We start from the raw sequence: 23,827 nt of genomic DNA, 5'->3' as shown, positions 1-23,827 counted from the left end.
GACGTTCACCCGAACAGCTTGCGTAGCTCGATCGTCTGCATGCGATCGGGCCCCGTCGACACCAGTGCCAGTGGCGCCCCGATCAATTCCGACAATCGCTCGAGGTAGCGCTGCGCATTGCGTGGTAACGCAGAGAATTCCGTGATGCCAACCGTCGACTCGCGCCAACCGGGCATCTCCTCGTAGACCGGCTCGACCGCAGCGAAGTCCGCAGGTACCAATGGTGGATGCTCCAGTCGCTCACCGCGCAACTGATAGGCAACACAGATGCGCAGCGGATGCACCTGATCGAGAACGTCGAGCTTGGTGATAGCCAGATCGCTGATCGACGAGTGAATGGCGGCGCGGCGAAGTGCCACGGCATCGAACCACCCACAGCGCCGTGCCCGGCCTGTTACTGAACCGAATTCCGCACCAGCGCGCGACAAGTGCGCCCCGACGTCGTCGAACAGCTCCGTCGGAAACGGGCCCGCGCCAACGCGCGTGGCGTAGGCCTTGACGATACCCAGGACGCTGTCGAGGCAGGCCGGGCCAATTCCGGAGCCTGTCGCGGCGAAACCAGCGGTCGTGTTCGACGAAGTAACGTATGGATAGGTTCCGTGGTCAACATCGAGCATCGCGCCCTGCGCGCCTTCGAAGAGCACATTTGCAGAGCGTCGTCGCAATGCGTCAAGCTCGGCCGGAACATCTACCACGAGTGGCAGGACACGCTCGGCGTGGCGCAGCTGGCTCGCCAGCGTCGCCTCGATCTCGCTCGCCTCGAGGCCGTAGCAGCGTTGCAGCAGGAAGTTGTGGTAGTCGAGCAGGCCCGCCAGTTTGTCGGCAAATCGGGCAGGCTCGAACAAGTCCGCAACGCGCAATGCGCGGCGCGCGACCTTGTCTTCATAGCTCGGGCCTATGCCGCGGCCGGTCGTACCAATAGCCTGCGCACCGCGGGCGGCCTCGCGTGCGCGATCGAGTGCGACGTGCGATGGCAGTATCAGCGGGCAGGCTGGCGAGATTCTCAGCCTGTCGGGCACCGGAACGCCTGCCGCCAGCAGGCGATCGGCCTCGCCCAGAAGCGCCTCGAGCGACAACACCACGCCGTTGCCGATATAACAGCGCACGCCTTCGTGCAGGATTCCCGAGGGAATCAACGACAGGATGGTCTTCTGTCCGGCAATAACCAGCGTATGGCCGGCGTTGTGTCCTCCCTGGAAACGCACCACCGCTTCGGCGCGATCAGTCAGCAGGTCAACGACCTTGCCTTTGCCTTCATCGCCCCACTGCGTGCCGATGACAACCGCGAATTTACCCAAGCGACTTGATCCTGAAATTTCTGCTGGTCAGCGAACGACGATGAGCAATGCGACGCCGAGCAGCATGCTGACCAAACCAGCGACACGCAGCTCGGAATCGCCGAGCAATTGTAGCTGTGCCAGGGCCCTCTTGAGCCCACCCGGATTGACAAATGGGGCTACTCCCTCAATGACGAGGAATAGCGCAACGGCTGTCAGCAAATCCGACCATGCCAACATGGTCAGCGTCGACTGGCGGAGGATTTCAGGTACTTGAAGAACTCGCCATCGGGCGTAACCACGAGTACATCCTCATCCTTGCCGAGCGACTTCTGATACGCCTGCAAACTGCGGTAGAAGGCATAGAACTCCGGATCGCGATTGAAAGCAGCAGCATAAATTTCGGTTGCCTGCGCATCGGCGCTGCCGCGAATATTCAGCGCGTCCCGATTCGCCGCCGAGAGGATTTCAGTACGATGCCGGTCGGCCTCCGCCTTGATACGCTGCGATTCCTTTTCGCCCTCGCCCCGCAATTGCTTGGCGAGCCTGTCAAAGCCCTGCTTCATGCTCTCGTAAACACGTGCCGCAACGTCATCCGGCAGATCGATTCTCTGTACGCGCACGTCGATCAACTCGATGCCGAACTTGTCGGCGCTCTTGCTCGCGCGGCCGAACATGTCGCCGGTCACGGCCGCTCGCTCCGAAGTGACGATTTCCGGCAATGTCCTCTGCGCGACGACATTCTTGATGCCATCCTTGACAATGTCCGCAAGGCGCTGACTTGCAACCTCTTCATCGCCTGTCGTCGACTCGAAATATCGCGACGGATCCTTGATGCGCCAATTGACATAGAAATCGACGATCAGGGCCCGGTTCTCATTGGTTAGAAAAGTCTCGCTGTTGTAGCTCTGGGTGAGAATGCGCCGCTCGAACTTGCGCACCCTGTCGATCGGCGCCGGCCATTTGAATTTGAGCCCCGGCGTATCGTACTGCTCGACGATATCGCCAAACTGCACGCGAATTGCATGCTCGGCCTGCCCTATCGTGAATACACAGCTCGAACCGATCAGAAGAACGGCTACCAGCAAAATAACCGCCGTGGTTGCACGCGAAGCCATCAGCGTTCTCCCCGCTGCCGGCCGTCAACGGTAACGGTCTCCGTTGCGCCGGACTCGCCCTGGGACGCAGTGGCCGACGCAGGGGCCCGCGCCTGCTTTTCGAGAATCTTGTCGAGCGGGAGGTAGAGCATGTTGCCGCTACCCTTGGAATCTATGATGACTTTCCTTGCGCGCTCGAACACAGCCTCGACAGCCTCGATGTACAACCGATCGCGGGTGACCCCGGGGGCGCGCTTGTAGGCTGTCAACAACTGGCTGAAGCGCGAGGCCTCACCCTCGGCTATTGCCGTTACGCGCGCTTTGTAGGCTTCCGCGTCCTGCAGCTGGCGTGCCGCATTACCCTCCGCTACTGGAATTATGCCACTCGCGTAGGCCTCCGCTTCTTTCACATACCGCTCCTTGTCCGCCAGCGCCTTGTTGGCATCGCGCTGTGAGGGAATGACGGCTTCGGGCACCTGCACGTCGGTCAGGTTGACGGTCTGCACTGTTATGCCGGTCTCGTAACGATCCAGAGTGCTCTGGATCAGATCGCGGGTCATGTCGGTCGCGGCCTGGCGATTCGAGACCAGGATGGCATTCAGCTCGCTGCGTCCGACGACTTCGCGAATCGCACTCTCGCTGACCGAGCGCAATGTTGATTCCGGATCGCGCACACGAAACAGCACCTTGACCGGGTCGCTCAAGCGGTACTGGACCGCGAGTCGCATATCGACGAGATTGATGTCCGCTGTCAGCACGCGGGACTCGTACTCGACGCTATTGACGTTCTGGATATTGACCTTGGTGACCTTCTCCATCGGCCAGGGCAAGTGCCAGCCAAGTCCGGGCGGCCGCGTTTCCACATAACGGCCAAAACGGGTAATGACACCGCGCTCCGCGGGTTCGACCTGATAGAAACCCGTCCCAAGCCAGAGCAGCAAGCCGATCAGGAGAGGCAGTCCGATCGACGGCACGGGACCCTGGCCCTGTCCTTCGCTGCCTCCGCCCCGGCCGCCCTGGCCAAAAAGTGCTTCCAACCGCTTCTGCCAGTCGCGCAGGGCCTTGTCGAAACCCTGTGGGCCAGCTGAATTCCGGCGTTTTCCCCAGGGATCCTGGGAGTTGTTGGGTTGATTCCAAGCCATGATTACTAAGATGCCACAGATGCGGTCCGGGATTGTAAAAACCCGTCGTGCGGGGCACAAGATTGAGCTTGATCGAGTAGCGCCTCGAGTGTCACGCCGGGCGTATCCTGCAGGCTCAACAGCTCTGCCCTTGGCAACGCGACATCCAGCTGCCACCCGCCATCGTCATCCAGGCGTTCGGCCATAACGGAACCCTGGCGGTACAGCCGGGCATGCAATGCGCCGTGAGAGGCCGCGAGTCGCAGCCGAACATGACGCACACCAGCCCCCAGGCGCTCGGCAATCTGTTCCCGCAACAGGTCGATCCCCTGGCCAGTGGCCGCACTCAGCCACACAGCGGGCGATGAGTCGAGGCCGCGCGACTCGACGAATGGTTCGCGGCCGAGCCGATCGATCTTGTTGTACACGAGCAGCTGCTCGATCGCACCAGCACCGATTTCCTCGAGGACCAGATTGACCTGCGCGATGCGCACGTCGCGATGCGGATCGCTGGCATCGACGACGTGCAGCAGCAATGATGCTTCGCGCGCCTCGGTCAACGTCGAACGGAAAGCCGCGACCAATTCGTGTGGAAGGTCCCGTACGAAGCCCACCGTATCGGCGATGACGACTTCAGTGCCCCCCGGCAATCGAATGCGGCGCACGAGCGGGTCGAGAGTGGCAAACAACTGGTCCGCGACATATGTGTCTGCGCCGCTGAGAGCACGGAACAATGTCGACTTGCCGGCATTGGTGTAACCGACCAACGCAACAGAGGGCACGGGTATCCTGGCCCGCTGCGCGCGCCCGGTATCCCGCTGGCGCTTGATTCGTTCGAGCCGTTCGCCGAGCACCCGCACGCGCCTCGCCAACAGGCGACGGTCGGTTTCGAGCTGGGTCTCGCCCGGACCGCGCAAGCCGATGCCGCCCTTCTGGCGCTCCAGGTGAGTCCATCCGCGCACCAGTCGGCTGGCGAGGTGACGGAGCTGCGCCAGTTCGACCTCGAGCTTGCCGTCATGACTGCGGGCTCGCTGCGCAAAGATATCGAGTATCAACGCATTGCGGTCGAGTACACGCAATCCGATGAGCTTCTCGAGATTGCGTTCCTGCCCCGCAGAAAGTGCGTGATTGAAAAGCACGACTTCGGCCTGTTCGGCGCGCGCGATGGCTGCCACTTCTGCGGCCTTGCCGCTGCCGGCGAAAAATCGGGGATCCGGGCGATCGCGCCGGCCGGTTACGACAGCGACAATCTGCACCCCGGCGGCATGTGCGAGTGAGCGAAATTCCTCGAGCGCGTCGGATTCGACGGGAGCACCGATGCCCAGTTGCACGAGCACCGCGCGTTCGCCACTCGCCGGGCGGTCAAACACGCGAGACGAACCTCATCCCGATGACGAATCGTCTCCGTCGGTGTCTTCGGAACCGATGCGCACATTGCGTGCCGGCACGACGGTCGAAATTGCATGCTTGTAGACCATCTGACTGACGCTGTTCTTCAGCAGAACGACGAACTGGTCGAATGAGTCGATCTGGCCTTGCAGCTTGATGCCGTTGACCAGATAGATCGAAACCGGAACGCGTTCCTTGCGAAGTTGATTGAGAAATGGATCCTGCAATGACTGGCCTTTGGCCATCAGGATTCTCCTTATTATTCAAATAATGGCACTTTGGCGACCGAATTTGCCGAAGGCAATCCTAGCATGCCGGCGCAGTCACAGCCACGTCAGGCAAGCAAAGCCTTGACGTCGTTCGCAACCCTGGTCGCCGCGTCCTCGTCCGGCACCAGCAGGCGCCGAAATTCGGGCTCGCGACGCAGCCACGTCATCTGGCGCTTCGCCAATTGACGGCTTGCGGCAAGCGCGGCATTGCGGGCCGCAGATGCTTCCAGCTTGCCGGCCAGTTGGGCCCAGATTTGACGATATCCCACAGCTCGCACCGCCGGCGTGCGGTCGGTCAGGTCACCACGCGCGTGCAACGACTCGACTTCAGCGACGAAGCCGCGGTCATACATGTCGCCAAGTCGCGACGCGATCTGGCGGTGCAGAAACTCGCGTGATGAGGGCCACAGTGCATAGCACAGCCGGTCACCCGGCACGGATTCACTCATGGCATCCCGCTGCAACACACTCATCGTCGAGCCTGTCAACTGGTGCACCTCCAGCGCGCGCTGGATGCGCTGCGCGTCGTTTTCATGCACCCTCGCGGCGGTGTCGGGGTCGATCGCAGCGAGCTCCTTGTGCAGCGCAGGCCAACCGTCTTGCGCCGCACGTGCATCCAATTGCCTGCGAAGTTGCGCAGACGCCTGTGGCAGCCTGGCGATGCCCCTCAGCAAAGCGCGCAGATAGAGGAGCGTGCCGCCAACGCAAAGTGGCAGGTTGCCGCGCGCGCGGATCTGCGCAATGAGCGCCAGGGCATCGCGCCTGAATTCCCCGGCTGAGTACGACTCGGCCGGATCACGAATGTCGAGCAAATGGTATCGAATCGCCTGTCTTTCGGCCTTGCCGGGCTTCGCTGTACCGATATCCATGCCGCGATAGATCTGCGCCGAATCAGCACTGATGATCTCGACCGGGTACTGACGCGCCAATTGGGCCGCCAACGCCGACTTGCCAATACCCGTCGGCCCGGTAATGACGACGAGCGGATATACCGCGGCGGCATCGCGAGGCATGAGTCAGCGACCGCGCAGGAACCAGCGATCTATTTCAGCGAGCGGGAATTCCACCCAGGTGGGTCGCCCGTGATTGCACTGATCGATGCGCACAGTGTGCTCCATGTCGCGCAACAGAGCCGTCATCTCATCGGTTGCAAGGCGCCGGTTGGCCTTGACCGCGGCACGGCATGCAATCTCGGCCAAGACTCTTTCGGCGCCGCCGCCAAGATGGTGACCTGCCTCGGATCGTTCCTCCACCAGCAGCGCCTCGCGCAACAGCACCGCGGCTGATGCGTCACGCAACAGCGCCGGCACGGCACGCAGCAGCAGCGCCTGCTCGGAAATCTGCGTGATATCGAAGCCAGCCGCTGCACAGGCCGGCAGATTGTGCAGTGCTTGCTGCATTTCCCTGGTCGTCAGCGAGATGGTCAGCGGTTCGAGCAGTCGTTGGCTGGCCGCCAATCCGCCGACGTTCGCCTTCAAACGCTCGTAGAGCACGCGTTCGTGAGCTGCGTGCATGTCGATCAATGCGAGGCCCCGAGCGGTCTCGGCAAGAACATAAATACCGTGAACCTGGCCGAGCACACGACCAAAGTAAGCGCCGGCGGCCTCCCGCACCATCGGCGCGGATTGCCCGCCCGCGGCAGGTCGCGTGACGATCATTTCGCCATCGTCCGCCCTTGCCACCGCCAGCGGTAGTTGTGGCGGGGAGGATTCATCCGGCAATCTTGCGGACGCTCCCGATCCGATGGTTGCCGACGCCGCCGTCGAACCTCGTGCAAGCGCGTCCTCGATTGCGTGACGAACGAAGGCATGCACCTGTGAGCTGTCGCGAAAGCGGATCTCCTGTTTGGCCGGATGCACATTCACGTCGACGAGCTCCGGGTCAATGGACAAATACAACAGATAGGCTGGATGGCGACCGTGGTAGAGCACGTCGCGATAAGCGACCCGCACCGCACTTGCAAGCAGGCGATCGTGCACCGAACGGCCATTGACGAACCAGTATTGACGATCGGCACGGGCCCGGGATGCCGTTGGTTGCGCGATCCAGCCTGCGAGCTCGACGGGCCCCGAGCGGGCGGCAACCGGGATGGAGTCGGCGGCGAACTGTGGCTCGAGTATCGAACCAAAACGCGTGGTCTGCTCGGCCAGGCTGCCGGCCGCCGGGAAATCCAGCAGATCGCGACCATTGCAACGCAGTCGAAACGACACATTGAAGCGCGATAGCGCCGCGCGTTCGACCAGGTCGACGATATGGGCGAGTTCCGTACGCTCGCTACGCAGAAATTTGCGGCGGGCAGGCACCGCGAAGAACAGGTCGCGCACTTCGACCGTCGTGCCCTGTTCGCGTGCCGCCGGTCCCTGCGTGCCGATCTCGCCCGCAGTCACGGACAATTGCGATGCCTGCGACTCGCCCGCGGCCCGCGACACGATCTGCAGGCGCGCGACCGATGCAATGGACGGCAGGGCTTCGCCGCGAAAGCCGAGGCTGCTCACCGCAGCCAAATCGTCCTGGCTGGCGATCTTGCTGGTCGCGTGGCGCGCAACCGCCTTGACTAGATCGTCCGCCGCAATGCCTTCGCCGTTGTCGCGGACCCGTATCAACTGCACGCCGCCACGCTCGACGTCAATCTCGATGCGCGTCGCGCCGGCATCGAGACTGTTGTCAACGAGCTCCCGAACCACTGCGGCTGGGCGCTCGATGACCTCGCCGGCAGCGATTTGATTGACGAGCACTTCGGGCAGTACTTTGATGGGCAGGCGCATTGGATCAAACGCTGGGGGCCGCGATGCGGGCTGCGGCCGGCGCTGCAAGTCTAACGGATCGTCGCGCCTGGAGAGAGCTTGCCTAGAGCGTGCCGGACGTAGCCGCCGCCACCGTGCCCGCGTTGCGTGCGAGCTGTGTACCGTCCGGGGGATTGGCGATGAAGAAATTCTGCAGCCCCGTAAAGAGCGCTTCGGCTAGGCGCTTCTGGTGGCCATTGTCCCGCAGGCGCCGTTCATCACCACGGTTGGATATGTACGCGGTCTCGACCAGTAACGACGGCATGTCGGGAGACTTCAGCACCAGGAATCCTGCTTGCTGTACGTGCCGTTTGCGAACTTCTCCAACGTCACCGAGCGATTCCAGGACATGATTGGCCGCGGTCATGCTCTGCGAGATGCTCGCAGTCTGCGAAAGGTCGAGCAGGACCTGCGCGAGCATGTCGTCCTTGTCATCCAGGCTGACTCCGCCCTTGAGGTCCGCGGCATTTTCCCGCTCTGCGAGCCAGCGCGCAGCCTCATCGGTGGCCCCGCGCTCAGAGAGCACATAAACAGACGAGCCCGACACCGCGCTGTTGCGGATCGAGTCCGCATGCACGGAGATGAAAAGATCAGCCCGCGCCTGCCGCGCGCGGCGCATGCGCTCGCGGTGCGAGATGTACTTGTCGCTATCGCGCGTCAGCATGGCGCGCATGCCGGGCTCGCGGTTGATCCTGGCAACGAGCTCGCGAGCAATTGCCAGGACGACGTCCTTCTCGCGCACGCCACTTGGGCCAATGGCACCCGGATCCTTGCCGCCATGTCCGGCGTCAACCGCCACGATGATGTCGCGACTGAATGCGGCCGGCTGGTGCGCGGCCTTGACGGCAACGAGGCGCGGCGCTGGTTGCGGGCCAGGCGCGGCGGTTGGCGCGGGAGAGTTTTGCGGCGTGGCAATGGCGCCATTCAGAGCGAGCGCCAGCTCGACTCCTCCTGATGCAAGGTCGCGCATTTCCTCGCGCACGCGGGCGGGGCCACCGAGGTCGAAAACGATCCGTTGCGTCGTCTTGCTGCGGCGGCCCGTGCGTACCGCCAGGATCGCGCGGCCTGTCCGCGGCATCACCACCGCTCGCGACAACTGCGCGTCGTCAAGATCGACGACCAGCCGATCAGGATTGTCCAGCCGGATGATGTGATATCGCGTCGCGGCAGTCAGGGCCAGGCGGATCACCGTGCCGTTCCCTTGTTCTTCCACGCGTATTGCCTGAACGAGCGAGCCGGCCCGTGCAGGCAACACCATCAGGCAACCCAACGCAACTGTCAGACTTGCAAGGGTACGCAACATGTCAGCTCGCGGCAGCGCTCGAAAGAAAGTTGACCTAATCTACCCTGCGCAAAAATAAATATCAATTAAAATTAACAACCTACAGAGCTTACCTCAGGAAGTCTTCGAAGCCAGGACTGCCCGCAGTCACTCAGGGCAGCAAGCCAAGCACGTCGGCCCGACCCCAGGTACTCAAGTTCGATCATGAGGTCCGCCGTAGGCAACTCAGCGGCGTAGCGTCTGGCCCATTCGATCAGCCACAGGCTGTTCGCCTGGTCATGGTCCGCGAGACCCAGGCCTTCCATGGCATTTGTACCCTGCAGACGGTACAGATCCATGTGCACGATCTGCAACGAGGCCAAGCCATAGGTCTCGAGCAGCGTGAATGTCGGGCTGCGGACCGGTCCGAGATAGCCGAACTGCTCCAGCATCCCCCTGACCAGCGTGGTCTTGCCCGCGCCCAGTTCGCCTTCCAGGTGAACATAGACGGCGCGCCCTGGCTGCGCGCGAAAGCTCGCAGCCAGCTGTCGGCCAAGTTGCAGCGTCGCGGCCTCGCCGCACAGGACGCGGCATTCCCGCTTCACGATGGGCGCACACCCTCGAGTGGGTTGACGACTTGTCGCAGCGGCAGCAGCAAGTCGCTCGCCATCAAGCCGCGCGGCCGATCACCTGCGGCAAGATCACCCGCTGCCGCATGCGCATACACGCCAAGTCGGGCAGCCCATCCGCACTCCTTGAGCTGGGCCAGCAGGCCCGCAATTGCGCCTGTCAGCACATCGCCCATACCAGCTGTCGCCATACCGGGATTGCCCAGATCGCAAATGTGCATGACTTCGCCGGCCTCAGCGATGAGCGTACCTGCGCCTTTCAGTGCGATCACTCCACCGTATCGCGCGTGCAATTCGCGGACGGCCGCAACGCGGTCTGCTTCGATTTGCGCCGCAGTCACATCGAGCAAGCGCGCAGCCTCGCCTGGATGAGGTGTCAATATCCAGCGCTCGCGCCTGCGGGCGCCCGAGCTTGCGATCAAATTCAAGGCATCGGCGTCGACCACCAGGGGCTTGTCGCTTGCGAGTACCTCATCGAGCAGTGCCCGTGACCATGCGCTTTGGCCGAGTCCGGGGCCGACGCCAATCACGTCGGCCGCATCGATCAAATCACGCAGTTGCCCGGGGTCCGAAGTCGCGCGACAAATGAGCTCCGGGCTGCCCGCTGCGATCGCCGCAGTGCTCTCGGGCGCGGCGGCAACGACCACGAGACCCGCGCCGCAGCGAAGCGCAGCCTCCCCGGCGAGCCGCGCGGCGCCTGGCATACCCGGCCCGCCGCCGACGATCAGCGCCCGCCCCGACTGCCCTTTGTGCGCGCGGCGTGGCCGCGGCTGCAAACGCTGTGAGAGATCTCGAGCAACGACACGACGCAAAATGGGATGAAACTGCGGTCGGTCGGGCACATCGATGCCGAGCGATGCGAGCGCGAGATCACCCGTGAACTGTGGGCCGTCGCCGAGGAACAACCCCGCCTTGAGCGCAACGAAAGTCACCGTGCAGTCGGCGAGCACCGCGGCACCGTGATCCCGGCCGCTGTCACCGTCCAGGCCGGAGGGCAGATCGAGCGACAACACCGGCCTGCGACTCGCATTGATCGCCGCGATACACGCCTTGGCATCGGCGCGCAACTCGTCCGCGAGCCCGGTACCGAGGAAACCATCGACAACGACGTGCGCGCGACGCAGCACGCCTGCATCGAACGCGACGACATGACCGGCAGCAGCCGTGAAATCGGCACAGGCACGCGCGGCGTCGCCGGCGAGTCGCGCAGGATCGACAGCCGCACACACATCAACCACCAAGCCTTGCGATTGTGCAAGGCGCCCAAGGACATAACCGTCGCCGCCATTGTTGCCGGAGCCGCAGACGATGGCGATTCGGCGCGCCAGGGGCCAGCGCTGGCGCAGTTGCCGCAATGCCGCGTCTGCGGCCCGCGCCATCAATTCGTAGCCTTCTATACCCAGTTCATGGATGGCGAATTGATCGATCTGGCGCACCTGCTGGGTACTGTAGACGGCGGCGGGCAACATGGCCGGCTGATTATACTGATGGCGATGAAACAAGTTGCCGCGACCGATCACCCCGCAATGCTCGAGCTGCGCAGTGCCATTGCGCAGCGTGCGCAGGAACTCGGATTCCAGGCCATCGGAGTCGCTGGGATCGATCTGGGGGAAGACGAAGCGCGACTGCGAGACTGGCTGGACAGCGGCTACCACGGCGAACTCGGCTATATGCAACGGCATGGCAGCCGACGCAGCCGGCCCGCGGAACTGGTCCCGGGCACGCTGCGCGTAATAAGCGCCCGGATGGACTATTGGCCGCAGACTGCGGCGGATCCCATCGAACTGCTCGAGGATCCGACCCGTGGCTACGTGTCCCGCTATGCCCTGGGTCGCGACTACCACAAGGTGTTGCGCCGGGCATTGACCCGGCTCGCACGTCATATCGATGAGCTTGCCGGAGCGCAAGGGCACCGGGTCTTCGTCGACAGCGCCCCTGTGCTCGAGAAGGCCCTGGCGCGCAACGCCGGACTCGGTTTCATCGGCAAGCACACCAACCTCATCAACACGACGGCCGGGTCGTGGTTTTTTCTCGGCGAAATCTTCACCACGCTGCCGCTGCCGATCGATGCACGCGCAAGCGCACATTGCGGCAGCTGCTCGGCCTGTCTGCCGGCCTGCCCCACGGCAGCCATCGTCGCGCCCTATCAGCTCGATGCGCGGCGCTGCATCTCCTACCTCACCATTGAGCTGAAGGGCAGCATTCCGGTCGAACTACGACCGCTGATCGGCAACCGAATCTACGGTTGCGACGACTGCCAGCTGGTCTGCCCATGGAACAAGTTCGCCCGCGCCGCAACCCATCCTGACATCAAGGTGCGCCACGGCCTCGATCGGCCACGGCTGATCGAATTGCTCGGCTGGTCAGCCGAGAAGTTCGATCGATTGATGCGAGGTACGGCGATCTATCGGCTGGGGTACCAGCGGTGGCAGCGAAACATTGCTGTCGCACTCGGCAATGCGCCGCCATCGGACGACATCATCCGCGCGCTGCGCTCGAGCCTCGACGGCGCTTCGCCCATGGTGCGCGAGCATCTGCAATGGGCGCTCGAGCGACAGGAGAGCTAGCGCCTTACCTCGACATTGTCGATAAGGCGCGCCTTGCCAAGGCGCGCCGCAGTGAGCACTGCGAGCTCATGATCGCTTGCGCTGGCCGGCATCAGATCGAGCGCGCGCCGGACCGCAAAATACTCGACCGAGAAACCGTGGTCCGCAAGGGCCGCCGCGCCATCACTCTGCACCTGGTCGATGCTGTCGCCGCGCAACAGCCGAGCGGCAGCGCGTTGCAGTTCATGGTGAATGCCCGGCGCGAGCGCACGTTCATCTGCCGTCAGATACTGGTTGCGCGAGCTCATCGCGAGCCCGTCGCTCTCACGCACAGTGGGCGCGCCGACGATCTGCACTGGCATGCAAAGATCGGCAACCATGCGCCGGATGACCGTAAGCTGCTGGTAGTCCTTCATGCCAAAGATCGCGGTGTCCGGATCCACGATATTGAAAAGTTTGGCCACGACCGTTGCGACACCCTGAAAGTGTCCGGGCCGGAATTCGCCACAGAGGATGCCGGACAACTCCGGCACTTCGATTCGCGTCGCATTTTCCGGTCCGTTTGGATACATCTCGGCGACATCCGGAATGAACATCAGGTCACAGCCAGCCTCGGCAAGCATTGACGCATCGGCATCGGGCGTGCGCGGATAGTGGGCAAAATCCTCGTTCGGTCCGAATTGCATGGGATTGACGAAAATACTCGCAACGAATCGATCGCCGAGACGCGCCGCGAGTTCGAGCAGACTGCGATGCCCGGCGTGCAGATTGCCCATGGTCGGCACGAATGCGATGCGATGCCCTTCGCTGCGCCACCTGCCAACCGCATCGCGAACTTCCGCGACGTGGCGCGCCACGTCAAGCGCTGGGGTACTCAAAAACAATGCTCCGCGGCCGGGTAGCTGCGATCCTTAACGGCCGCGACATAGCGCTTCAGCGCGTCGAGATTGTCGCTTGCCTCCGTCATGAAGTTCTGTACGAACCGCGGCTTGCGCCCGGTCGTAATGTCGAGGACATCGTAGAGAACGAGGATCTGGCCATCGGTATCAGGTCCCGCCCCGATGCCGATGACCGGCACGGTGAGCTCGCGGGTGAGCAATGCCCCGAGCGGCGCCGGTATGCACTCGAGGAGAATAATATCCGCGCCTGCCGTTTCCAGCGCCTTGGCGTTGCGCAACATGCGCTCGGCGTCATCTTCCTTGCGCCCCTGCACGCGGAAGCCGCCGGTCTTGTGCACCGACTGGGGTTTGAGGCCCAGATGTGCGCACACCGCAATGTCGTGGCTCGCCAGATGCTCGACGATTTCGACCTGGCCTGCGCCGCTTTCGAGTTTGACAACCTGGGCACCGCCTTCCTGCATCAGTCGCACCGAATTACGCAGCGCTTCGTCCCGCGACGGGTAACTCATGAATGGCAGATCCGCCATGAGCAGTGGGCGTTGCAGCCCGCGCTTGACGGCACGACAGTGATAGCAGATGTCATCCATGGTAACGGGCACTGTCGTATCGTGGCCTTGTATGACCATGCCGAGCGAATCGCCGACCAGCACGACGTCGGCATCGGCTTCGTCGACCAGCACGGCGAAGCTCGCGTCGTAGCAGGTCAGGCTGGCAATCTTCTCGCCCTCGGCCTTCATCTTGTCGAGCGTGCTGAGCGAGACCGGCGGCCGCGCCGAGTCGCGCATTTTGAGTTGCGTATACATGGTTCGACCCTAGATCGTACGGGCTTTCAGCGGATTGTAATAGAGCCGGCCCTTTTGCATACGCCCCATGGCGCCGAGCAATTCGCGAAAGTCCTGATCGTTGCCCAGCGGGTCGATATGTGCCGCATTGACGATCAATAACGGCGCGCCGTCGTACTCGTGGAAGAATCGCGCGTATGCGCCATTCAGCCGTTCGAGGTAGCCGCGGTCGATCATCTGCTCATAGGGAATCCGGCGCTTGCCTATGCGCTCAAGCAATACATCGATCGGCGCCTGCAGGTAAACAACCAGGTCGGGCCGTGGCGCCTCTATCGAAAGTTTGGCGTAGATCTGCTCATAGAGTGCATATTCTTCTGTATCGAGCGTGACGTTCGCGAACAGGCGATCCTTGTCGAACAGGTAATCGGCGACTCGCAGCGGCGCAAACATGTCTTGCTGGTTGAGCGCCGCCAGCTGCTGGGCGCGCTGAAACAGGAAATGCAACTGCGCCGGCAGCGCGCCCGCGCGTGGATTGCGGTAGAAGCGCTCGAGGAAGGGGTTGCGCGCCGCCTGCTCGAGCACCAGATCGGCGCCGAGGCTCTCGGCGAGCTTGCAGGCGAGGCTGGTCTTGCCGACGCCGATAGGCCCTTCGACGACGATGTAACGCTTGCCGCTCAGCGGCTGTGCAGCTGCCGTGTTGCGCTGTTCGATATTTCGTTCAGTCAAGGCGAGTCAGTCCTGCCGGGGAAATTGCACGAGCAAGGTCAGCAACCCGCCCGACGCCGGGCACCCATAGCTCGGGAGCAATTTCCGCCCAAGGATACAGAACGAAATTGCGCTGCACTATCCCGGGGTGCGGCAGCTGTAATTGATCGTCGTTCGCACATTCAACGCCTAGTTGCAGCAAATCGAGGTCGATGCGCCGTGGCCCCCAGCGCTGACCGGCGGGATCACGGCCAAGCGCCAGCTCCAGGTCCTTCAGGTGACTGAGCAACTCGCGACTGCCGGTCATGGTCAGCAACGCTGCCACCGCATTCACGAATCGCGGTTGCTCGACCGGTCCGAATGGCGCGCTCGAGTAGAGAGCGGAATAGCACACCAGCTGACTGTCAGGGAGTCGTGCCAGACGTTCGAGCGCTTTACCGACCTGATAGCGCGGACCGTCCAGATTGCTCCCGAGCGCGACGTAGGCTGGGCGCCAGCAAGCCACGCGACGATCAACCCGGGGTGCGAGCGCGACCCGCGCGGCGCCGGCCGCCGCGTCGACGCCGTGTGGCGCCAGCCGGGGCTGCTCGGTTCGGATTCGCGGCGGCCAATGCGTCGCTCATCGCCTGCTGCTCGTCCGGCGCCGAATTCTGCAGTCTTTGCCACCACGCTGCTGCATCGCGCGATCCGGCGCCCGAGCGGGCGCGCAACTGCAGCAAATCGAAAGCCGCTCGAAACCGCGGCTGCTCGAGTAAACGCAATGCACGCCGGCCCCGAGGAGCTTCAAGGCGCGGCTGGTAGGTGAACATTTCGCGCACCGCGAATGCATAGCGCCGGGGTAACGCCACGCGGCCATGAAGTTCACGCAAGGCGTCATCGCAACACGCGGCAATTGTCGCACTATCGTGCCACTGCTCCGCCGGTGACTCCTCGATACGTTTAACGATGGGCCCATACATCAATATGGCGAAGAGGAAGGCGGGGCCGGCGGACCGGCCCTCAGCGAGGCGCGCGTCCGTATCGCCAAGACCGAGTTCGAGCAACTGCGCAACCGGCCCAGTCGGGTGCGTGTCGAGGAATTCGGCAACCGGGGGCAACAGTGCCCGCAGGAGTCCGTGGCGACGCAGGCTAGCGAGACTCGCGAGCGCATGCCCCGACAGGAAGAGCTTGAGTGTTTCATCGAACAGCCGTGCCGGCGGCACGCCTGCCAGCAGTTCGCGCAAGCTTTCGATCGGTTCCGCCGACGCGGCGTCGAGCGTGAAACCCAGCTTGGCTTCAAATCGGGCGGCACGCAGCATGCGCACCGGATCCTCCCGATAGCGCGTCTCGGCATCGCCTATGAGCCGCAGCCGTCGCGCCGCAATGTCTTCGAGTCCCGCGACGTAGTCCCAGATCGAGAAATCGCGGATGTTGTAGTAGAGCGCGTTCGCCGTGAAGTCGCGACGCCAGACATCTTCATCGATGCTGCCGTAAATATTGTCGGCCAGTATGCGACCGCTGTGATCGACGACTCGCTCGCCGTCCTCGTCGCCGCCCTCGTCGCCGTCGGCGTCGACGTCGCTACCGGCATCGGCATCGGCATCGGGATCAAACGATGCACCCTCCGTACCCGGTGGCGGTGCGCTGGCGGCCCGAAATGTGGCGACTTCGATGATCTCGCGGCCAAAGAACACATGCGCCAGCCGAAAGCGTCGGCCAACCAGACGACAATTGCGAAATAGCTTCCTGACCTCCTCGGGCAAGGCGTTGGTGGCGATATCGAAGTCCTTGGGCTCGATGCCAATCAGCAAGTCGCGGACGCAGCCGCCCACGAGGAAGGCCTGGAAGCCGGAATCCTTCAGTCGATACAGAACCCGCAGCGCATTGGCGGAAATCTGTGCCCGCGACACGCTGTGCGAGTCACGCGGGACAACGCGGGCAAGACTTGAAGTAACCTCGTCAGAGGTGTTGCTTGGGCTCAATTTCTGGAGTATCCGCCGCTGTCCCGGCGGACAGGGCGCCTATCGGCATTTGACCGGTGCGCATATAATAGCCTGCTTCTGCATGGGTCATCCGCCCTGGCTCCCTTCGTCTAGAGGCCTAGGACATCGCCCTCTCAAGGCGGTAACACGGGTTCGAATCCCGTAGGGAGCGCCAATTTTCACCGCAATTTCAAAGATATGGCGCCCGCCCTGGCCGGGCTTGGCCGATTCTTGCGACGTAGGCCCAGAACCTGTCGCATAGCGAAACCTATCATTCCCGGATGGCTCTGATGCGCATCGTATTCGGTGCAGCGCTCGTGTTGGCGCTGGCGATCAGCACGATCGTGCTGGCCCTGCCAGACGGATTGCACTCGGTCGCTTTGATCGTCTACGGCGGCGGGTTCGGCACGATCACTGCGACCTACGCAATTTATCAAGCCGCCCGCCATCCTCCGCGTCGGTCCATCGCGTTGCTCACCATCGGAGTTACCGTGGCCGGGTTGACCGTACCGTTCATCATCAAGTCCGCCTACGGGGGACCGGTGCCGGCCCCCATTCTCTGCGCCGCCGTCTTGCTGATTTGCGCCTGTGCCATGGCAATTCTCTTGAGCCGGGAAGAAAACTGGTTGGTCGGTTCCAGCTTTCGCGGCAAGACCTTCAACAGCATCCTTGCGCTGCTCCTCGGCACGTCCACCCTGTCGTTGTGGGCTGTATTTGCCAAGCTCTACCCGAATCTGGATCCAGGCGCGGGACGCAACGCTATTCTTGGGACTCGAGGCGTGCTCAGCTCCGGCGGCTGGTCGATCGTCGGATTGGCAATCATTGCATTCTTTGCCGGCGCCTTCGCCTTTTTCTACGCTCCCATCGGGTTGATTCGCAATGACCGTGGCAGGGTACTGCACTTCGCGCAATTAATGTTGAGTCTGGTGGCAATTGCGACCGCCGGCGCCGTGGCGTTCATGCTGCTTCTGCTTCTGGTTAATCCCGGATGAGCATGCCGCCGCTCGCCAACGCCTCCGCAAGCCGTTTGCCTGCCGATCACGACGCAATGCGCAACGGCGCAGCTGCAATCGGACTCGTTGCAATCCTGATCACCAGCGCCATTCCGGTTTTCGGGTTGCTGCAGCTGGGCTGGCGCAGCTTCGACGTGGCCATGGCGCTATGGTTGGATGGTCTTGCAAAATTGGTCGTAATCGTACTGATGCTGCTGGTGGCAAAAGAAGGATTGATCCTTGGGCTAGTCCGCGGGGCGATTTATTTCTACGGTATTGGCATCGCCCTGCTCGGCCACCTTTTTGGCATCATGGCGCTGCTTGCCGATCGGAGCCACTTCAACGGTCCATTTGCGACGCTATTGGAGTTGGGCCACCAGCGTGCCTGGCAATTTGTCGTTGCAACAGTGCTGGTTTGTCATCTATACGGGTTTGCAACCGGTTACCTGCGCGCCGGTGCATTGCGGCCGGACCTTGCCAACCTGGCAGTGCGCGAGTTGCACTTGCGTATCTGGATCGTACAGCTGGCGGTTTTGGGAATGGCTTACCTTGTCATTGAAAAAGGTGTATCGGCCATTGGCGGTCTACTGGCCATGATACTTCTGAAGACTGGCAGTGATTTGTACTTCGAGTGGCGCAAGTATCGAATCTATCGCCAAGGGGCCTGATGATTCAACCGGCGGCTCCTTGAGGTCAGGCAGCGTTTCCTGTTCTCAACACCGCCGCTCCGGTCAAACGACCGGCGCGCATGTCATCGAGGGCGCTGTTGGCCTGCTCGAGCGGTAATTCAGTCAGGCTCGGACGCAACGTAATCTGCCCTGCAAGGCGCATGAATGCCTCGCCGTCGGCACGAGTCAGGTTCGCAACCGACTGCAGCTGCTTCTCGTGCCAGAGCAGGTCGTAAGGGAAACTCGGGATATCACTCATGTGAATGCCTGCGCAGATGACTCGACCGCCGGGCCGCACGGCCGCAAGCGCGGGCGGCACCAATGCCCCGACTGGCGCGAAGATGATCGCTGCGTCGAGCGCAACAGGCGGCGATTGCATTGAGCTCCCCGTCCACTCGGCGCCCAGTTGCAGCGCGAGCCGCTGCGCCGGGCGATCGCCATCGCGCGTGAAAGCGAACACTTTGAGACCCTGGGCGCATGCCAGTTGCGCCAGCAAATGTGCGGCCGCGCCAAACCCATACAGACCGAGAGTCCGTTCCGCGGCGGCGGCACGATACGCGCGGTAGCCGATCAGGCCCGCACAAAGGAGCGGCGCCGCCTCGCTGTCTGTGTAATTGCCGGGGATCGGGAGGCAGTATCGTTCATCAGCGACTGCGAAGTCAGCATAGCCGCCATCGAGCGAAAAGCCCGTGAAACGCGCCGCAGTGCACAGGTTTTCCTGCCCTCGCCGGCAGGCATCGCAGGATCCGCAGCTGCCGCCCAACCAGGGCACGCCGATTCGCGCGCCGGGCTCAAATCGCGTCGCGCCGGGTCCGCACGCGGCAACCGTGCCGACGATCTCATGGCCGGGAACGAGCGGCAGCCGCGCATTGGGCAATTCGCCATCGACGATGTGTAGATCCGTGCGACAGACTCCGCAGGCCCGCACCGCAATCAGCACCTGTCCCGCGGCCGGGGTCGGCGGCGGTCGCTTTACGAGCTCGAGCGCAGCGCCCGGCGCATGCAGACACATTGCGCGCATGGTTGCAACCATGGGCGGAGCCTAGCGAACCGACCCGACCAAACGTATGCCGGAAACCGCCTACTCGTTGTTCGCGGCTGCGGGCTTGCGGTAGCGGTGCACGAAGCGATCGCTGTGACCGCGAATCGACGGGTCGAAGACCGACTTGTCGCGTGCATCCTCATTGTTACGCAGTCCGGTATAGCGGTCTTCCAACACGAAGCCATGCGATTCGATATCGCGCACGGCAAAATCCTCATCGATGCGGTGCAGCGTCTGCGCATCGGATTTTCCGCTGCCCGCTCGGGCCGCGTGGTCGACGATGACAAATGCGCCGCCAGGCTTGAGCGCGGTTTTGATCTGCTCCAGGAACTGCCCTGCGTCGATCGCCGGCCAGCCATCGCCGCTGTAGTAAAGGTCATGGTAGGACATGACTATCAGGACCAGATCGACCTTGCCTGCCGGCAGCGTAAGATCCTCGTTCTTGACGACCCGCCGGTCGACTTCGCTCAACCGCCCGTCGGCGAAGCGGCGCTTCAGATCGTCTGCAACGAATTCCGCGTACGGTGCATTGTTGATAAGCAGGACCTGTCCTTCAGGTCCAACAAGCGTCGCGAGCAATTGTGCGTAATAGCCACCGCCACCGAACACATCGGCAACCACCATGCCTCGTGTGACTCCCGCGAAACGCAGCACTTCGGCAGGCTTGTCGCGCTCATCGCGCGCACGGTCCTGCGCATCGCGGCCGACCACGGTCAACGCACGATCATAGTCATCAGGTTCGGCGCCCGAGGCAAGGTTCGCGACGAACACCATCGGCAATGCGGCGATGACGCCCAGAATCAGCTTACGCGTGATCATCTTTCGGTACTCCGGCTGAACTCGTTAAGGAAGTATTGCCAATTGCAGGCGCGATCGCCACCGCCAGGGCCGAGCTGGCCTACAATGGGGACTCGCCGGTCATGTCGCGGGCCCTCGATCATGCGCAAGCTCGATTCGCGTCTCGTTCTGCTACCCATGCTGCTGATCTGCGGCTGCGTCGCCGCGCCGCGCCCGGTCAAGCCCGCACCGACCAGCAGCGAGATTCTCGACGCGACCACAGCCGCGGACTGGCAGGACCTCGACCCAGGCCAGCTGATCTATTTCGACCTGGCTGGCGAGCGACGGTTCATCGTGCAATTGGCGGATTCACTTGCGCCCGCAGCGAGTGCGAACGTCCGTGCGCTCGTGCGCGCAGGGTTTTTCGACGGGCTCACGGTCAGCCGCGTCCAGGACAATTTCGTCGCACAATGGGGCGCGTCCAGGGACACTGCGCTACCGGGCGGTGCCGAGGCCCATCCGGTCGCCGAATTCGACATTGCACTTGATGCGGGCATGGCGGTATCGAGGTTGACCGATGCCGATGGCTACGCGCCGGCGACGGGATTCCTGGACGGATTCCCGGTCGGGGTGGACTTTGCTCACCGCCGCATCTGGGGGTTACATTGCTACGGAGCGGTAGGCGTTGGCCGGGACAATCCTCCCGATGCGGGCAATGGCACGGAACTCTACGCGGTGATCGGCCAGGCACCTCGACAACTCGACCGCAATATCACCGTCGTCGGACGCGTCGTTCAAGGCATCGAAGTCCTTGCCGCCCTGACACGAGGTCCACCGCCCATGGGTTTTTACACCGATGCTGGACAGGCGACCGTGATCGAACGGGCGCGGGTTGCAGCCGATGTACTGGCCGACGAGCGCATTGCGCTGCAACGGCTTGATACGCGAAGCGCTGCGTTCGATGCCTATGTTGAATCGCGTCGCAACCGTCGCGACCCCTGGTATCTGCGCCCGGCCAATCACATCGACGTTTGCAACGTCTCGGTGCCCGTGCGCGTGCGGCCGTCCAGTTGAGTGGCCCGTATCAGGCCATCACCCGCCGCCAGAATGCCTGCGAATCGTTCCAGGACTGCCGGTCGGCAGCCGCATCGTAGGCCAGCGGCAAGCCGAATTTCTTGCCATTTGCGGTCGCTTCCGGGTTGGTAAACCCGTGCAGCGCCCCCGGGTAGGAGTGGAATTCCAGCTCGACGCCCAGTGCGTTCATTTCTTCCCGGAACCCAGCCAGCTCCTCGGTGGAGACCAGTTTGTCCTCGGCGCCGTGGCATACCAGGACCTTGGCCTTGACATCGCCCGCTTTGGCCGCGTGCGTCTTGCCGAGCGATCCATGAAAACTGGCGACACCGCGCAGTGGCAAGCCGGTGCGCGCGGCATGCAAAGACAGCGCGCCGCCCAGGCAATAGCCCATCGCGCCAAGCCGGGACGAATCGACTTCCGGTTGTTGCGCAAGAGTATCGACAGCTGCGCGGATACGCGCCGAAGTCGCATTCATATCAGCGAACAGTGCGTTCATGCGACGCCCGGCTTCCTCCGCGTCGGCCGCGACAACACCATCGCCATAGACGTCGGCCGCGAGTGCTGCATACCCAAGCGCCGCCAGATCCTGCGCGCGGCGGCGCAGGTAGGGGTTGAATCCCCACCACTCGCCGAAAACCACGATACCGGGACGCTTGCCCGCGACTGCCGAATCGACGGCGAGCATACCCTTGAGCTTGGTGCTGCCGGCCGAATAGTCGATTTGCCGGGTAACGATCTGGCTGCTCGCCATGAGTCCCTCCACTACGTTGCGACTGCGCTTTGACAAAAGATACCATGAGCGATGGCAGACGGCGTGACAGCACGGACACTGCGCAGAGTTCGCGCATGAGCAACGGCGACCGGATCGACGGCATGAGCCGGGAGAGCTGGCTGGCCCGGGCCGGCGGCGCACACGATGCACAAACCGGCGCTGTCCTGCCCCCCTTGCAGCCAGCCACGACCTACGGCCGCGATCGCGATTACCGTCCGATCAGCGATGCGATCTACATACGCGATGATCTGCCGCTGTCCAAGGATGCCGAGCGCGTCATTGCGGCACTCGAAGGCGCGGCGGACGCCATGTTGTTCGCCTCCGGAATGGCCGCCGCCAATGCGTTACTCATGGCGTTATCGCCGGGTACGCTGGTCATCGCGCAATCGCGCCTGTATTTCGGTGTGCGCGCTCGTCTGCAACAGCTCGAGGCGCAGGGCCGCATTGGCCTGCAGTGGTTCGATTGCGAGGATCTCGCTACGCTCAAGGCGGCACTGCGACCGGGACGCGCCACACTGGTATGGGGTGAGACGCCGGCAAATCCGACCTGGGAGTTGCTTGACATCGCGGCCGCGGCGGGGATTGCGCATTCGAGCGGTGCGCAGTTGGTCATCGACTCGACGGTGGCTACACCGCTCCTTACCCGGCCGCTGGAACTCGGTGCCGATATTGTCCTTCACTCGGCGACCAAGTTCCTCAACGGCCACTCCGACGTGCTTGCCGGTGCGCTGGCATTTCGCGAACGAGATGCACTGTGTGATGCGGTGCACGTGGAGCGGGTCGCAGCGGGTGCGGTGCTTGGCGCGTTCGAAACCTGGCTGTTGGTGCGCGGCATGCGCACGCTCGACGTTCGTTTGCAACGCTGCTGTGCATCTGCACAGATCATCGCGGCCGCACTGGAGCACGAGCCGAAAGTGCGCCGGGTCCGCTATCCGGGACTGCCATCGCACCCACAACATGCGCTGGCCAGGCAACAGATGCAGGGCGGGTATGGGGCACTCCTGTCGTTCGAAGTCACCGATGGCGACGCAGCGGCGCTACGCGTCGCTGGGGGTCTCGAATTGATCATTCGCGCGACCTCGCTCGGTGGCGTTGAGTCGCTGATCGAACATCGCGCCACCGTCGAGGGAGCGCAGTCACGGCTGCCGCCCGGTTTGCTGCGCCTTTCCGTTGGCCTCGAAAATGTCGATGACCTGCTGTCCGACCTCCGAGGAGCGTTATCACGCCTTTGATGGCGCATGGCATAATCGCGCCTGAATCCACCCAGCCGCCCGCTTTGCAATCCAGGAGAGTTTCGGATGTCCATCGGCTCAATTCGCACCGTATTCGCCACGGCCTCGACCGCAGTACTTCTCTGCCTGCCCATCGTCGGCGGCGGCGCAGAAGCGAATCGCAGCGCCCAGCAGATCGAGTACCGGCAGTCACTGTATACCGTGCTCGGCAGCAATTTTGGCCAGATGGCGGCGATGGTGAACGGCAAGATGCCATATGACCCGGAGCGATTCGAAACCCTGAGCAAGCGGGTTGCGATGCTGGCCACCATGCTTCCGGAGGCATTTCCGGCGGGCTCGGACCGTGGCGCGAGGACCGAAGCGAAACCCGAGATCTGGAGCAAGCCCGAGGAGTTCGCGGCGCTCATGAAACAACTGGGCGTAGAAACGACGAAGCTGCAGAATGTTGCCGGTCAACGCGACCTGGCGAGCGCAAAACCTGCCGTCGCAGCGACCGGCAAGGTGTGCAAGAGCTGTCACAACAAGTTCAAGACCGACTGAGCGACTGCCGG

At 62.9% G+C, this 23,827-nt stretch carries 25 protein-coding genes and 1 tRNA gene; 7 read left to right on the top strand and 19 right to left on the bottom strand.

Features of this window, described 5'->3' with window-relative positions; all coding sequences use genetic code 11:
* Positions 1 to 5 precede the first annotated feature (5 nt).
* The 11 genes from R3E77_08000 to R3E77_07950 all read right to left on the bottom strand — a co-directional run bounded on the left by R3E77_08000 (position 6) and on the right by R3E77_07950 (position 11,295).
* Positions 6 to 1,298, bottom strand: coding sequence for an adenylosuccinate synthase (locus tag R3E77_08000; GenBank protein ID MEZ5499357.1), 1,293 nt, complete (start codon positions 1,296 to 1,298; stop codon positions 6 to 8).
* A 27-nt stretch (positions 1,299 to 1,325) separates the two neighbouring features.
* Complete coding sequence (locus R3E77_07995) at positions 1,326 to 1,517, bottom strand: DUF2065 domain-containing protein (protein MEZ5499356.1); 192 nt, start codon at positions 1,515 to 1,517, stop codon at positions 1,326 to 1,328.
* A gap of 2 nt (positions 1,518 to 1,519) precedes the next feature.
* A complete protein-coding gene (gene hflC / locus R3E77_07990; GenBank protein ID MEZ5499355.1) occupies positions 1,520 to 2,395 on the bottom strand; it encodes a protease modulator HflC in 876 nt (291 codons plus the stop codon).
* Positions 2,395 to 3,516: an FtsH protease activity modulator HflK gene (gene hflK / locus R3E77_07985; GenBank protein MEZ5499354.1), complete on the bottom strand. Its 1,122-nt coding sequence runs from the start codon at positions 3,514 to 3,516 to the stop codon at positions 2,395 to 2,397. Before hflK ends, hflC begins: the two co-directional genes overlap by 1 nt.
* Before the next feature lie 5 nt (positions 3,517 to 3,521).
* Positions 3,522 to 4,865 carry a ribosome rescue GTPase HflX gene (gene hflX / locus R3E77_07980; GenBank protein MEZ5499353.1) on the bottom strand — a complete coding sequence of 448 codons (1,344 nt, stop codon included), beginning with the start codon at positions 4,863 to 4,865 and terminating at the stop codon, positions 3,522 to 3,524.
* Between the two features lie 12 nt (positions 4,866 to 4,877).
* A complete protein-coding gene (gene hfq, locus R3E77_07975; protein MEZ5499352.1) occupies positions 4,878 to 5,129 on the bottom strand; it encodes an RNA chaperone Hfq in 252 nt (83 codons plus the stop codon).
* An 89-nt stretch (positions 5,130 to 5,218) separates the two neighbouring features.
* Complete coding sequence (miaA, locus tag R3E77_07970) at positions 5,219 to 6,166, bottom strand: tRNA (adenosine(37)-N6)-dimethylallyltransferase MiaA (protein MEZ5499351.1); 948 nt, start codon at positions 6,164 to 6,166, stop codon at positions 5,219 to 5,221.
* Between the two features lie 3 nt (positions 6,167 to 6,169).
* Complete coding sequence (mutL, locus tag R3E77_07965; protein MEZ5499350.1) at positions 6,170 to 7,918, bottom strand: DNA mismatch repair endonuclease MutL; 1,749 nt, start codon at positions 7,916 to 7,918, stop codon at positions 6,170 to 6,172.
* An 82-nt stretch (positions 7,919 to 8,000) separates the two neighbouring features.
* Entirely contained in the window at positions 8,001 to 9,239 is a 1,239-nt protein-coding gene (locus R3E77_07960; GenBank protein ID MEZ5499349.1) for an N-acetylmuramoyl-L-alanine amidase, read from the bottom strand.
* A gap of 71 nt (positions 9,240 to 9,310) precedes the next feature.
* A complete protein-coding gene (tsaE, locus tag R3E77_07955; protein MEZ5499348.1) occupies positions 9,311 to 9,802 on the bottom strand; it encodes a tRNA (adenosine(37)-N6)-threonylcarbamoyltransferase complex ATPase subunit type 1 TsaE in 492 nt (163 codons plus the stop codon).
* Positions 9,799 to 11,295, bottom strand: coding sequence for an NAD(P)H-hydrate dehydratase (locus tag R3E77_07950; GenBank protein MEZ5499347.1), 1,497 nt, complete (start codon positions 11,293 to 11,295; stop codon positions 9,799 to 9,801). Before R3E77_07950 ends, tsaE begins: the two co-directional genes overlap by 4 nt.
* A 24-nt stretch (positions 11,296 to 11,319) precedes the next feature.
* On the opposite strand from R3E77_07950, the gene queG reads away from it, so the two are divergent.
* A complete protein-coding gene (queG, locus tag R3E77_07945; protein ID MEZ5499346.1) occupies positions 11,320 to 12,393 on the top strand; it encodes a tRNA epoxyqueuosine(34) reductase QueG in 1,074 nt (357 codons plus the stop codon).
* Here queG and panC read toward each other — a convergent pair.
* The 5 genes from panC to pcnB are packed head-to-tail and all read right to left on the bottom strand — an operon-like array spanning position 12,390 to position 16,719.
* Complete coding sequence (gene panC, locus R3E77_07940; protein ID MEZ5499345.1) at positions 12,390 to 13,250, bottom strand: pantoate--beta-alanine ligase; 861 nt, start codon at positions 13,248 to 13,250, stop codon at positions 12,390 to 12,392. The two genes, queG and panC, sit on opposite strands and share 4 nt — an antisense overlap.
* Positions 13,247 to 14,074: a 3-methyl-2-oxobutanoate hydroxymethyltransferase gene (gene panB / locus R3E77_07935; GenBank protein MEZ5499344.1), complete on the bottom strand. Its 828-nt coding sequence runs from the start codon at positions 14,072 to 14,074 to the stop codon at positions 13,247 to 13,249. Before panB ends, panC begins: the two co-directional genes overlap by 4 nt.
* A 9-nt stretch (positions 14,075 to 14,083) precedes the next feature.
* Positions 14,084 to 14,779 carry a deoxynucleoside kinase gene (locus tag R3E77_07930; protein MEZ5499343.1) on the bottom strand — a complete coding sequence of 232 codons (696 nt, stop codon included), beginning with the start codon at positions 14,777 to 14,779 and terminating at the stop codon, positions 14,084 to 14,086.
* On the bottom strand, positions 14,772 to 15,263 hold the full coding sequence (gene folK / locus R3E77_07925; protein ID MEZ5499342.1) for a 2-amino-4-hydroxy-6-hydroxymethyldihydropteridine diphosphokinase: 492 nt from the start codon (positions 15,261 to 15,263) through the stop codon (positions 14,772 to 14,774). Before folK ends, R3E77_07930 begins: the two co-directional genes overlap by 8 nt.
* Before the next feature lie 7 nt (positions 15,264 to 15,270).
* Positions 15,271 to 16,719, bottom strand: a complete 1,449-nt coding sequence (pcnB, locus tag R3E77_07920; GenBank protein ID MEZ5499341.1) for a polynucleotide adenylyltransferase PcnB — start codon at positions 16,717 to 16,719, stop codon at positions 15,271 to 15,273.
* Positions 16,720 to 16,818: 99 nt separating this feature from the next.
* Here pcnB and R3E77_07915 point away from each other — a divergent pair.
* The 3 genes from R3E77_07915 (at position 16,819) to R3E77_07905 (ending at position 18,379) form a co-directional block, all read left to right on the top strand.
* Positions 16,819 to 16,894, top strand: a tRNA-Glu gene (locus tag R3E77_07915).
* A 145-nt stretch (positions 16,895 to 17,039) separates the two neighbouring features.
* On the top strand, positions 17,040 to 17,711 hold the full coding sequence (locus tag R3E77_07910) for a hypothetical protein (GenBank protein ID MEZ5499340.1): 672 nt from the start codon (positions 17,040 to 17,042) through the stop codon (positions 17,709 to 17,711).
* Positions 17,708 to 18,379: a DUF6498-containing protein gene (locus tag R3E77_07905; protein MEZ5499339.1), complete on the top strand. Its 672-nt coding sequence runs from the start codon at positions 17,708 to 17,710 to the stop codon at positions 18,377 to 18,379. Before R3E77_07910 ends, R3E77_07905 begins: the two co-directional genes overlap by 4 nt.
* A gap of 25 nt (positions 18,380 to 18,404) precedes the next feature.
* Here the strand turns inward: R3E77_07905 and R3E77_07900 are convergent, their stop codons facing one another.
* Complete coding sequence (locus R3E77_07900; protein MEZ5499338.1) at positions 18,405 to 19,412, bottom strand: zinc-dependent alcohol dehydrogenase family protein; 1,008 nt, start codon at positions 19,410 to 19,412, stop codon at positions 18,405 to 18,407.
* A gap of 48 nt (positions 19,413 to 19,460) precedes the next feature.
* On the bottom strand, positions 19,461 to 20,240 hold the full coding sequence (locus tag R3E77_07895; GenBank protein MEZ5499337.1) for a methyltransferase domain-containing protein: 780 nt from the start codon (positions 20,238 to 20,240) through the stop codon (positions 19,461 to 19,463).
* Positions 20,241 to 20,360: 120 nt separating this feature from the next.
* On the opposite strand from R3E77_07895, the gene R3E77_07890 reads away from it, so the two are divergent.
* Positions 20,361 to 21,272, top strand: coding sequence for a peptidylprolyl isomerase (locus R3E77_07890; protein MEZ5499336.1), 912 nt, complete (start codon positions 20,361 to 20,363; stop codon positions 21,270 to 21,272).
* 10 nt (positions 21,273 to 21,282) lie between these two features.
* On the opposite strand, the gene R3E77_07885 is transcribed toward R3E77_07890, so the two are convergent.
* A complete protein-coding gene (locus R3E77_07885; GenBank protein MEZ5499335.1) occupies positions 21,283 to 22,023 on the bottom strand; it encodes a dienelactone hydrolase family protein in 741 nt (246 codons plus the stop codon).
* A 44-nt stretch (positions 22,024 to 22,067) separates the two neighbouring features.
* Here R3E77_07885 and R3E77_07880 point away from each other — a divergent pair, with 44 nt between their 5' ends.
* Entirely contained in the window at positions 22,068 to 23,276 is a 1,209-nt protein-coding gene (locus tag R3E77_07880) for a PLP-dependent aspartate aminotransferase family protein (GenBank protein ID MEZ5499334.1), read from the top strand.
* A gap of 66 nt (positions 23,277 to 23,342) precedes the next feature.
* Positions 23,343 to 23,816: a cytochrome c gene (locus tag R3E77_07875; GenBank protein ID MEZ5499333.1), complete on the top strand. Its 474-nt coding sequence runs from the start codon at positions 23,343 to 23,345 to the stop codon at positions 23,814 to 23,816.
* The last annotated feature ends 11 nt before the right edge of the window (positions 23,817 to 23,827 follow it).

This window comes from Steroidobacteraceae bacterium (assembly GCA_041395505.1).
GTDB lineage: Bacteria > Pseudomonadota > Gammaproteobacteria > Steroidobacterales > Steroidobacteraceae > JAWLAG01.
The sequence above is the reverse complement of the archived record's forward strand: the minus strand, read 5'-3'. Positions and strand labels throughout refer to the sequence as shown.

Excerpts from the sequence above, each read along its gene's own strand:
- R3E77_07880 (MEZ5499334.1), top strand. The coding sequence starts at position 22,068 with ATGAGCGATGGCAGACGGCGTGACAGCACGGACACTGCGCAGAGTTCG.
- R3E77_07995 (MEZ5499356.1), bottom strand. The coding sequence starts at position 1,517 with ATGTTGGCATGGTCGGATTTGCTGACAGCCGTTGCGCTATTCCTCGTC.
- R3E77_07905 (MEZ5499339.1), top strand. The coding sequence starts at position 17,708 with ATGAGCATGCCGCCGCTCGCCAACGCCTCCGCAAGCCGTTTGCCTGCC.
- R3E77_07895 (MEZ5499337.1), bottom strand. The coding sequence starts at position 20,240 with ATGATCACGCGTAAGCTGATTCTGGGCGTCATCGCCGCATTGCCGATG.
- R3E77_07950 (MEZ5499347.1), bottom strand. The coding sequence starts at position 11,295 with ATGTTGCCCGCCGCCGTCTACAGTACCCAGCAGGTGCGCCAGATCGAT.
- R3E77_07875 (MEZ5499333.1), top strand. The coding sequence starts at position 23,343 with ATGTCCATCGGCTCAATTCGCACCGTATTCGCCACGGCCTCGACCGCA.
- miaA (MEZ5499351.1), bottom strand. The coding sequence starts at position 6,166 with ATGCCTCGCGATGCCGCCGCGGTATATCCGCTCGTCGTCATTACCGGG.
- hflK (MEZ5499354.1), bottom strand. The coding sequence starts at position 3,516 with ATGGCTTGGAATCAACCCAACAACTCCCAGGATCCCTGGGGAAAACGC.
- R3E77_07960 (MEZ5499349.1), bottom strand. The coding sequence starts at position 9,239 with ATGTTGCGTACCCTTGCAAGTCTGACAGTTGCGTTGGGTTGCCTGATG.
- R3E77_07890 (MEZ5499336.1), top strand. The coding sequence starts at position 20,361 with ATGCGCAAGCTCGATTCGCGTCTCGTTCTGCTACCCATGCTGCTGATC.
- panB (MEZ5499344.1), bottom strand. The coding sequence starts at position 14,074 with ATGTATACGCAACTCAAAATGCGCGACTCGGCGCGGCCGCCGGTCTCG.
- queG (MEZ5499346.1), top strand. The coding sequence starts at position 11,320 with ATGAAACAAGTTGCCGCGACCGATCACCCCGCAATGCTCGAGCTGCGC.
- hfq (MEZ5499352.1), bottom strand. The coding sequence starts at position 5,129 with ATGGCCAAAGGCCAGTCATTGCAGGATCCATTTCTCAATCAACTTCGC.
- R3E77_07885 (MEZ5499335.1), bottom strand. The coding sequence starts at position 22,023 with ATGGCGAGCAGCCAGATCGTTACCCGGCAAATCGACTATTCGGCCGGC.
- R3E77_07900 (MEZ5499338.1), bottom strand. The coding sequence starts at position 19,412 with ATGGTTGCAACCATGCGCGCAATGTGTCTGCATGCGCCGGGCGCTGCG.
- mutL (MEZ5499350.1), bottom strand. The coding sequence starts at position 7,918 with ATGCGCCTGCCCATCAAAGTACTGCCCGAAGTGCTCGTCAATCAAATC.
- hflC (MEZ5499355.1), bottom strand. The coding sequence starts at position 2,395 with ATGGCTTCGCGTGCAACCACGGCGGTTATTTTGCTGGTAGCCGTTCTT.